Origin of the sequence: Hungatella hathewayi WAL-18680 (assembly GCF_000235505.1) — a bacterium.
Taxonomy (GTDB): Bacteria; Bacillota; Clostridia; order Lachnospirales; family Lachnospiraceae; genus Hungatella_A; species Hungatella_A hathewayi_A.
The window spans coordinates 470,976-480,766 of sequence record NZ_JH379028.1 but is presented as its reverse complement, the minus strand read 5'-3'; the positions used below and the strand labels follow the sequence as shown (position 1 = coordinate 480,766).

General features: G+C 48.7%; 11 protein-coding genes. 8 read left to right on the top strand and 3 right to left on the bottom strand.

What is annotated here, in order from left to right; genetic code table 11:
• Positions 1 to 480, bottom strand: a 480-nt coding sequence (locus tag HMPREF9473_RS18010; RefSeq protein ID WP_006781625.1) for a LysR family transcriptional regulator, incomplete at its 3' end; no start/stop codon positions are given.
• A 120-nt stretch (positions 481 to 600) separates the two neighbouring features.
• Between HMPREF9473_RS18010 and HMPREF9473_RS18005 the strand changes: the two genes are divergently transcribed.
• The 3 genes from HMPREF9473_RS18005 to HMPREF9473_RS17995 are packed head-to-tail and all read left to right on the top strand — an operon-like array spanning position 601 to position 2,292.
• Entirely contained in the window at positions 601 to 1,176 is a 576-nt protein-coding gene (locus HMPREF9473_RS18005; protein WP_006781624.1) for a chromate transporter, read from the top strand.
• Entirely contained in the window at positions 1,173 to 1,742 is a 570-nt protein-coding gene (locus HMPREF9473_RS18000) for a chromate transporter (protein WP_006781623.1), read from the top strand. The genes HMPREF9473_RS18005 and HMPREF9473_RS18000 overlap by 4 nt, the downstream gene beginning before the upstream one ends.
• 4 nt (positions 1,743 to 1,746) lie before the next feature.
• Complete coding sequence (locus HMPREF9473_RS17995) at positions 1,747 to 2,292, top strand: hypothetical protein (RefSeq protein WP_006781622.1); 546 nt, start codon at positions 1,747 to 1,749, stop codon at positions 2,290 to 2,292.
• Positions 2,293 to 2,631: 339 nt separating this feature from the next.
• Here the strand turns inward: HMPREF9473_RS17995 and HMPREF9473_RS17990 are convergent, their stop codons facing one another.
• A complete protein-coding gene (locus tag HMPREF9473_RS17990) occupies positions 2,632 to 3,117 on the bottom strand; it encodes a DNA-deoxyinosine glycosylase (RefSeq protein WP_006781621.1) in 486 nt (161 codons plus the stop codon).
• A 490-nt stretch (positions 3,118 to 3,607) separates the two neighbouring features.
• Here HMPREF9473_RS17990 and HMPREF9473_RS17985 point away from each other — a divergent pair, with 490 nt between their 5' ends.
• Positions 3,608 to 3,916, top strand: a complete 309-nt coding sequence (locus HMPREF9473_RS17985) for a hypothetical protein (protein WP_006781620.1) — start codon at positions 3,608 to 3,610, stop codon at positions 3,914 to 3,916.
• Between the two features lie 61 nt (positions 3,917 to 3,977).
• Here HMPREF9473_RS17985 and HMPREF9473_RS17980 read toward each other — a convergent pair whose 3' ends face one another.
• Entirely contained in the window at positions 3,978 to 4,463 is a 486-nt protein-coding gene (locus HMPREF9473_RS17980; protein WP_006781619.1) for an amidase domain-containing protein, read from the bottom strand.
• Positions 4,464 to 4,645: 182 nt separating this feature from the next.
• Between HMPREF9473_RS17980 and HMPREF9473_RS17975 the strand changes: the two genes are divergently transcribed.
• The 4 genes from HMPREF9473_RS17975 to HMPREF9473_RS17960 form a co-directional block, all read left to right on the top strand.
• Positions 4,646 to 5,440: a DUF7402 domain-containing protein gene (locus HMPREF9473_RS17975; RefSeq protein WP_006781618.1), complete on the top strand. Its 795-nt coding sequence runs from the start codon at positions 4,646 to 4,648 to the stop codon at positions 5,438 to 5,440.
• Between the two features lie 117 nt (positions 5,441 to 5,557).
• Complete coding sequence (locus HMPREF9473_RS17970; RefSeq protein WP_006781617.1) at positions 5,558 to 6,424, top strand: tyrosine-type recombinase/integrase; 867 nt, start codon at positions 5,558 to 5,560, stop codon at positions 6,422 to 6,424.
• Between the two features lie 430 nt (positions 6,425 to 6,854).
• The gene (gene lepB / locus HMPREF9473_RS17965; RefSeq protein WP_006781616.1) at positions 6,855 to 7,664 is read left to right on the top strand and encodes a signal peptidase I; all 810 of its coding nucleotides are present in this window, start codon (positions 6,855 to 6,857) and stop codon (positions 7,662 to 7,664) included.
• Position 7,665: 1 nt separating this feature from the next.
• On the top strand, positions 7,666 to 9,791 hold a 2,126-nt coding region (locus HMPREF9473_RS17960; RefSeq protein ID WP_006781615.1), incomplete at its 3' end, for a GLUG motif-containing protein.

Here is a 9,791-nt window from a genome sequence, read left to right as displayed (position 1 = left end):
CTTCATGAAGGGCTCGTAGACAAGGTCCGGAAGCTCCGGGCGGGTCTCAATCAGCCCTACGTCGATGGTATTGTCCATGAGATGCTCCTCAATATAGGTGGAGTTGTTGATGAGAACCTTGATGGTCAAATCCGGGTATAGGATGGAAGCCCTTTTGAGAATGCCAGGCAGCAGGTGGGTGCCGATGGTGACGCTGGCGCCGATGCGCAGGGTGCCGATGGCGTCCCAGTTTCTCACCTTCGTCTCCATTTCGTCAAACAGCGAGACGATATGAAGGGCATATCCGTAAAAATCTTTCCCACATTCCGTGGGGTAAATTCTTCTTCCGATTCTCTCAAACAAATGAATCCCGTAATATTCCTCCAGCTCCCGGATGGCAAGGCTGACGGATGGCTGGGCTAAATGCAGTATCTGGGAGGCGCTGGTGATGCCTTTGTTCTGGTAGACGGTGACAAAGATTTTCATGTGTCTTAAGGTCATGGCTGTACTCCTTTTCCGGCGGATAATCTATATCAAAATCATTATATATTTCATATAATAATACTATTTTACTTATTAATCAAGAGTGAATATAATAAGGGTGTAAGGAGGAGAGAGGATATGGAGCGGGAAAAGAAACGGAAGGTTTTGGTAAAACTTTTTATATCAACCCTGTATTTGAGCGCCTTTACCTTTGGCGGGGGATATGTGATTGTGACGTTGATGAAGAAAAAGTTTGTGAATGAGTATCACTGGATTGAGGAGGACGAAATGCTGGATTTGATTGCCATTGCCCAGTCTTCGCCGGGAGCCATTGCAGTGAACGGAGCCATTGTGGTGGGATACAAGCTGGCCGGGATGGCGGGGGTGCTGACGGCGACGATTGCTACCATACTGCCGCCCTTTGTCATCATTTCTCTGTTGTCTGTGGTTTATAATCTGGTGCGGGATAACCTGATTGTGAGCCAGATGCTGGAGGGGATGCAGGCGGGAGTTGGAGCGGTGATTGCGGCGGTGGTCTATGAGATGGGATATGGAATTGTCCATGGACGGAATGCGGCATCGATGACGATTATGGCGGGGGCGTTTATTGCCACCTGTTTGTTCAATGTAAATGTGGTTTATGTGGTAATTGTCTGCGGGCTGATTGGTGTGGTCAGAACTCTGCTGGCGGGCAGAAAGGGGAGGGAAGTATGATATATCTGCAGTTGTTTTTGAGTTTTCTTCAGATTGGGGCTTTCAGCTTCGGCGGCGGGTATGCGGCCATGCCGTTGATTCAGAGCCAGATTGTGTCGCAGCACGGCTGGCTGAATATGGGGGAATTCACAGATTTGATAACCATCTCCCAGATGACGCCGGGGCCCATTGCGGTAAATTCGGCCACCTTTGTGGGGATTAAGATAGCGGGAATTCCGGGGGCGGTTGTGGCTACGGCCGGGTGCATTTTACCGTCCTGTATCATTGTGACGCTGCTGGCAAAGCTGTACCTGAAATACCGGAATATGGTGATGCTCCAGGGAATCTTAAATTCCCTGCGGCCAGCGGTGGTGTCTATGATTGCGTCGGCGGGAATTCTGATATTGATTTCGGCATTTTGGGGGAGCGATGCACCGATACGGCTTTCCAATACCAGTTGGAGTCTGGTGGTAATCTTTGGCATCTGCGTGGTGCTGCTGCAAAAAATGAAAATGAATCCCATATTGGTGATGGTGCTGGCTGGCATTTTGAATGTGGGAGTTTCATGGATTGGGATAGGAGGATGACGGTATGGAAGTGACTGCAAAGTACAGAGGTGGGAAATATGTTTTGTGCGATGAACAGGGAAGCTGTCTGGCCCAGGTGCAGAAGGTACACGGGAAAAGCGGGCAGATGAGAGTGCTTGACGGGGCTGGGGAGATGGTGTACGATGTCGTCAAGGACGGTGACCGGATAGCCGTGAGCTGCCGGGAAGCAGGAGGAAGCGCGGCCGGGCAGGAGAGGGATGGCCGGGGTAAGGAGAATTGCAGCATGGATGGCCGGATTCTCTATGAACATGACGAGGCAGGCAATATTCTCCAGCCCAGTCTGTTCCGTCCGCCGATGGCGGAGGAGCTGCTTTTGGAGACCCCATGGGGGGAGCTTAAAATTGTCCAGGATAAGAAGCGGGAGTTTGAGGTATATCTGGAAGAGAAAAAAGCAGGTGCCATGAGCCACATGCTGTCATTCCAAAAGAAGATGACCATGACGTCGGAGGAAATGCCAAAGGAGGTTTATGGGGTGATTCTGGGGCTGGGGATGTTTATGCTCCGGGAGGATGATGTGGAGATTGTGTAGAGAAATTCTGTTCGCCAGACACAAATATTGCGTTTTTCGTCGAAAATGGAAAAATTGGTATGAAAAATGGAAAAATTTGGATTGACATTATAGTAACAATAATGATATTATATTCACATGAGAGAGTCCTCCTGAAATACGGTGGATTTAATCAGATAAGAAGCAGCCACTTTGCCGACAGACCAAAGTGGCTGTTTTTTATATAACAGGAAAGTGCGTCCTGTTATACAAAAACCCTCCGGGGGATGCGCACTCCGCGCTAAGGTAGTATGGTTGCTGAAGCAACCGCGCTCCGGCGGAGAGTCTGCCTCGGCAGACTCTTTATTTTGTTACATTTATTTACAGATAGTTTAGAATGGCAAGGTAGGCCTCCCGCAGCTTCTCATAGGAGGTTCCACAGTTGGCGGGACTGGTGGAGGGGAGTTTGATGATGGGAATCCCGGTGAGGGGATAGCAGTACTTCTGGTACAGGGTACTCGCCTTGGTCCCGGTTGCGAACACCGCCTGAATGGGGGCCTGTGAAAGAATCTCGTTCATATCGTTGGGCACCGGATTTTTGATGCTGTTGTCATCAGCGCCGGATATCTCACAGCTTTTCAACACATCCCAGACAGCCACGTGGTTCCTGTGGCAGAATGCAATCTTCTCCTGCGTTGTCTCCGGATACGGTTCTTTAAAAATATCAGCCATCACAGGCCAGAAACGGTTCCTCGGATGCCCATAATAAAACCCCAGCTCCCTGGATTTGGGCGATGGCATGGTACCGAGAATTAAAACCCTGGATTCATGATTAAATACCGGCTCAAACAAATGGGTTACAAACATGAGCTTGTTGTCCTTTCAGATTTTGCTGTTTTTATTATAGCATACTTTCACAATGGCCTCAATTCCACCACAATAATTCCACCACAATTGTGAATTTGAATCGGAAATAAACGATTTTTTGGAAATTACGCATTGCATCACCCAGGGCGATGTGTTATACTAAATCCATTCACACAGAGATTCAACTCTGTGAGCAATCTTCGGCGCAAGCCGTTGCGGCCAGTTCGGCCAAAGATTCACACATATTAAAGTTTGTAACCAAGTCATGTATCGATGGTTAAAAGGGAGGGATGTTTTATGTCAGTAATTGGCTGATGGATAATGTTTCCCGCGGATTTCTCTCTGCGGAACAATCAACTGCCGCTATTGCGGTATCTACGGTGGAAGCCACTGTAATGACCAGTTCGGTCACATATTCAAACGATTAAATTTTCATTCAGTACTATTGAGATTAGGGCGATTTTTTTGTTATACTGGGAGGAGAAAACAAATGGGAAAAAAGACATTGCAGTGGCATCCGGGGTTTCAGGCGGAGCATTATGAGGAGGTGGGAAAGATGTGTGATGCATTGGAGGAATTGTTTGCGGACGAGTTGAAGAGGAGAGTAGAATGTGGCAGAATGTCGTTTTTTGTATCTCTTATTCGAAAGAAACAAGAGAAAGGGATGGCTGTTGACGAGATTGTGGATGTATTGGAAACGGATGAAGAACTGGTGCGAAAGATGTGCCATCTGCTGGAGGAACATCCGGAAAGTACGGATGAGGAGATTGTTGAACGTTTAAGAAATCAGAATAAATAATAGTGGGAAAAACAGCTGCTTTGATTGATGAAAACCCAGAGCAGCTGTTTTTCGCATCCGCCTACCAGTTCCTGACCCCCTGGATATGGAGGAAACGGGCCTGGTCGTATTCGTAGGTGCTTAGAGGGCGCATGTAGGCGTCGTAGGTGTGGGCGGCCACGTAGATTTCTCCGTTTGATTTCCCGACTATGATGGGGCTGTGGTAGAAATGACCGGCGCTTGTTCCAAGCTGGACAATGTCGCCGGGCTCGGCATAGGACGCATTTACCACGGTGGCATATGGGCCGACACTTTTGTTGGTGGTGAGAAACTGATATAGAAATGGAACCCCGGTCCAGGATGGGGTCCGGTTGCTGCTGCTGTAATAGTACCACCCGAATGTAGGTGTGGGATTCATGACCCCGCTCCCGGCGTAGAGGCACTGGGACGCATAGTTGGTACAGTCGCCTCCCAGTTTTTCGTAATCAAGATAGGCCGGATTGCGCTTGAAGGCCCAGATTCTGGCATACTCCAGCGCTTTCTCTCTCTGATATGGCAATTCTTTCATGTGAATCTCCGCTCCAACGGCTTTTACAGTCAGTTTATGCTGGAAATGTCCCCGAAGGGCCAAAATCCATAAAAATTGCATATTTTTTCTGAAAAATATATATGGACAACCGTGGCAGTTTTTGGCATGATAGTAATAGTCGAAAAGCAGTAATCGAAATAGAGAAAGAGGAGAGGAACATTATGTCAGAATTAACGATAACCATAAAAAATGGCCAGAACGAGGTGAAAAAGCAGGTAACCGGACAGGAGGAGCTGGTGATGGTGTATGAGGGCGCTTATGAGCCGGGAGATACCATTACCTTTGAAACGTCGGAGACGGATACCTACTATGTGATTCGCGTGGATGACACCATGGATGAGGCATATGTGTACCTGACCAGCCCGTCCGTGGAATACACGATTCCGTTTGACGAGAAGAAAATATCTTACAATCCGAAATCATTTACCGGTGAGAGACATTATATCACCATGAGAAATGCTTCCGGTTACGAGAACGAGAGTTACCGGAACCTGGCGAAAAATGTGATGGACCAGCACGGAGATTTGGGATGCTATCCCCATGCCTATGCCAATGTGGAGACAAGAGGCGAGTCCGTATTTGCGGCGCGCAATGCCATCGACGGCGTGGTGGCCAACGAATCCCACGGCGCCTGGCCTTACGAGTCCTGGGGAATCAACATGCAGGATGACGCCGAGATGACGCTGGATTTTGGAAGGCCGGTGGATTTTGACACCGTTGTATTGTACACCAGAGCCGATTTCCCTCATGATAACTGGTGGGTAAAGGCAACCTTCACGTTCTCCGACGGCAGCAGCCAGGTTGTGGAGATGGAAAAAAGCGTGAAACCTCACAGCTTCCGGATAGAGAAGAAGGGAATCACCTGGATGAAATTAAGTCAGCTAATCAAAGCCGACGACCCATCCCCATTCCCGGCGTTGAGCCAGATTGAGGTGTATGGGAAGAATGCAAAATAAATGAAAAAAGAATGATGCGCAAAACAGAGGACTATGATATGATAAAACTATCATGGTCCTTTTAGTTTAGGAGAATCAAGATATTTACACCTGAAAAAGAAAGGGGATTTTTTTAATATGGGAGAGCGTAAAAATGTGAAAATGACGATGGAAGAGGAGATGATTTTGTATGAAAGGTATCTAAAGGAGGAGGAGAGAAGCCGGGCTACGGTGGAGAAATATCTGCGGGATGTGAGGAAGTTTTTGGGGTATGTGAAGGAGTTTGGGGGAGGGGAGTTTGATAAGGAGCTGGTTTTGGAGTATAAGCAGTATCTGAATGAGAATTATAAGACGACCAGTGTGAATTCCATGCTGGCGGCGGTGAACAGCTTTTTTGAGTATCTGGGGTGTGAGGAATGTAAGGTGAAGCTGTTTAAGATTCAGAGAGTTCAGTTTAGCGAGAAGGAGAGGGAGTTGACGGAGAAGGATTATGAGAGGCTGGTACATACGGCGGAGCGGAAGGGGGATATCCGGATGAGCATGCTGCTGCAGACCATTGGAAGTACCGGGATTCGAATCAGTGAGCTGCGGTTTATTACAGTGGAGGCGCTGGAGACGGGGCGGGCGGAGATTTATAATAAGGGGAAATCCAGGGTGGCATTGCTGCCGGTGGAATTGGTGAAGGTGTTGAAGAGGTACTGCCGGAAGGTAGGAATTGTGAGTGGGAGTATATTTATAACCAGGAATGGGAAGCTGATGGACAGGAGTAATATCAGTAAGCGGATGAAGGTTCTGGGGAGAGAGGCCGGGGTGGATACGGCGAAGGTATTTCCTCATAATTTCAGGCATCTGTTTGCAAGAGTTTTTTACAGTATTGAGAAGGATGTGGTCCGGTTGATGGATTTGCTGGGACATTCGAATATCAGCACGACACGAATCTATACCATGAGTACGGAAGAACAGCCCAGGCGGCAGATGTCGCGGATGCGGATGGTGCTGAGTTAGCTGGAAACGGCCATCAGACGTAAAAAATAAAAAGACCCCATAATATGTATTATGAGGTATCGATATCTAACAGATAAGGGATTCTTCTCTTACGATATAGTCTATTATACCCACTTTCGTAAAAATTGCAAGGTTTGAATTGGAAAATGTTGCAAAATTTGATGGGAGATTCGCAGAATTGTGGTCTGGTGGGTAGGAAAAAGGGTGATTAGGCGTAAGAGGTCAAAATCGCCTGTTTGCTGTGTCCAAATGTTTGTGAGCAGAGCTCCTGCATTCTGAAGTATCTCTGAAATATCTATAAAATTGATCAAAAAATTATCCCAGATAGCTGCCAGTAGGACTTTTCTATGAGTTATATGAGAATATTCCAGCCGTGCTTTACTTCATAATACATATTACCGGGTCAACCCTGAAAGGAAGGTGCCAGACCGTGGAAACGGCGGGATACAGAGGCAGGTCCCGCAGGCAGGAGCCGAAGGGGAAAACAAAAAAAGAGAGAAAAATCTCCCATTTTCGGACGGTCCGGTTTGGGGGATTCGATGAGAACCAGATCATCTGTTACCTGTGGGATATTGTGAAATCCGTGGAGGCGGCGCAAGATGCCGGAATCAGCCATGAAGCTGGAACTGGCCGGGATGCGGAAACACTTACCAGGCTGGGGAAACAGATGCGCAGCCAGATACGGGTGGAAATCCGGCGTTATTTTGTGAGACGAAGGCGCAGAAATGTGAGGATGGCACTTAGTGTGGCGGCGGTCATTGTCTGCATTGCGGTTATGTTTGGCTGTTTGATTGGCGTGGACAGGGTGTCAGGGAATTCTATGTATCCGTATTTGAATCACGGGGACTGGATTGTATATAGCCGGATAGGCGAAAAGTATCAGCGGAATGAGGTTATCGTCTTTGAGAAAAATGGAGAGAGCATGGTAAAGAGGATAGCGGGCCTGCCGGGAGACCGGGTGGAAGTCAACTCGTCGGGAAGCCGTGTGGTGGTTAACGGGCAGGAAATTCAGGAAGACTATGTGACGCTGTCGGATGCAGATGCCAGAAATAAAAAAGTGAGTACAGAAAAAGTAGAGGAACAACCAGGTATGACCCAGACGGTGATGAATGGCCAGTATCTGGTGCTGGGGGACAACCGCAGCGTGTCAATCGACAGCCGTGACAGCAGCATCGGGACGGTGCCGTCCGGAGAAATACAGGGAAGAGTGATTTTGATTATCAGGGGGAATGGAGGATAACATGAGTCATTTTATATTACATACGAGAACAGGAAAGATGGAATATCTGAAGTATCTAGTGGCAGGGACCGCCTGTCTCATCCTGGTATTGGTGGCAGGGTATACGATTCACAGCATCGGGACGGCCAGAGCCAAGAGCCGGGAGCTGGTACTGCTCTACACAGAGGAGGAGTTTGCCCAGTATCTGCTGGATACGGAAAGTGAGGAATATAACCTGAATGGGAGATATCAGCTGGAGGAGGATTTGGATTTAAGCGGGCTGGAATATTCCATAGGAACAAACATAGAGCCATTTACCGGAAAACTGGACGGGAACGGCCACATGATAAGCGGCCTTGGAAGACCGCTGTTTGGAGTGGTGGAGGATGCGGAGATAGAGAATCTGTTTTTGAGTGAAGCGGAGATAGTGAGTCCATTTACCTATTCTGATGGGGAGCATTACGTGGATGGATATGGAGCGCTGGCCGCTTATGCTATAGATTCCCAGATTGTAAACTGTGGGATGAATGGAGCAATTTACACGGCGAGTCCGGCAGAGGCAGAATACCTGCTGGAAAAAGCGAGCCCATCGGAAGCTGAGGAGCGGAGAGGGCCTGGAGTAGTGGAGAGTACGGCTGTTTCAGAGGCGCCGGAAGAGATAGGACCTGGTCTTACGGAGGAAGGAAACACCGGTATGGAAGCGGGCCCCGGATATGGGACTGAGTCCGTAGAAGGTATGGAATCAGGAAGCAGTGGTGTAGAAGAGAGCAGCGTAGATGGAGAGAAAGGTCCTGCGGGAGATACCAGTGTTACGGAAGAAAGCAACAGCGAAGGAACTGGAAATGCTGGAACTGGCGAAAGTACCGGAGAAACTGGCGGAAGTACCGGAGAAACTGGTGGAAGTACCGGGGGAACTGACGGAAGTACCGGAGAAACTGGTGGAAGTACCGGAGAAGCTGATGGAAATCCAAATGCTGATAATAACAGCAACGAAACTGTTGAAGAAACCAATAACAATGAGACGTCTGGCAACACTGACGGAGGAAACAACGCAGAGTCTGGCAGTATGGAAGGTGGAGACAGCAGTACAGATTCCGGTAATTCTGGCAAAGAAAACGCAACTGATAAAAACACGGAGGATTCTGATACTGCGGATAACACGACACCAAAACAGGAAGAGACAAATCAGTCATCATTTGAATCCGATGGAATATCCGGAGGCGGAGATGAGGCATCACTGAGTATTTCAGAAACTGTAGGCTATCAGGCTATCAACCGCAGACAGCTGATGTTAAAACTACCCGTCATGGTAGATGCCGATACGGAATCTATCCAGGACGCTATCCAGCCAGCCAGCCCATCCGACGCAACCCCGTCCGACGCCCAAGGCCCGGTGGGGAGCGATGCGCCATCCAATTCCGGCGGACAGAATTCGCAGATTGATGAGAGTGACATGACATTTGAAGAACCAGAAGACTCAATAGAATACATCGGCAACCCGGACGGCGATATTTACATCCTAGTGACAGCGGAACGGGTGGCCATCGGTGGGCTTATCGCAGAGACATCCGGGGAAACATTGATATCTAACAGTTTTACACTGGCGACTATTAGCTCGGCACTGGGAGATATTGAAACATATACCGGAGGTTTTGTCGGAATCACAGGACAGGATACCCGGATTGAGAACAGTTATGCCTCCGGGCTTGTGGACAGCGATGATATTACAGGAGGTTTCACTGCCATCCATAACGGATTCATTCAAAACAGCTACTCCGCCATGATAATCGGAGAATCAGGAAACGTTCGTGCAGCATTTTGCGCATCAAGGGACGGTCAGCTGGACGGCTGTGTGTTCGACATTCAGATGGCCTGTACCGGTGAGATCGTCCAGTTCGCGGAGGAAACTTCCGGAGAATTCGGACTTCCGTTGAAGGGCCTTAGCACCAGCCGCATGACAGGAGCAGACCCGGAGATTCCGGGAACCTGGTATACCACTGATGGAGCCTATCCCCAGATAGAATCCTTCGCATTGAGTGACCAGGAAACAATCGCATCCGCATCCAAGGTATCCGCCATTGCCCTGTCTCTGCCCGAGGACCGTTCTTTAGCCGATGCGGTGACAGACGGAGAACTCATCCTGCCCGT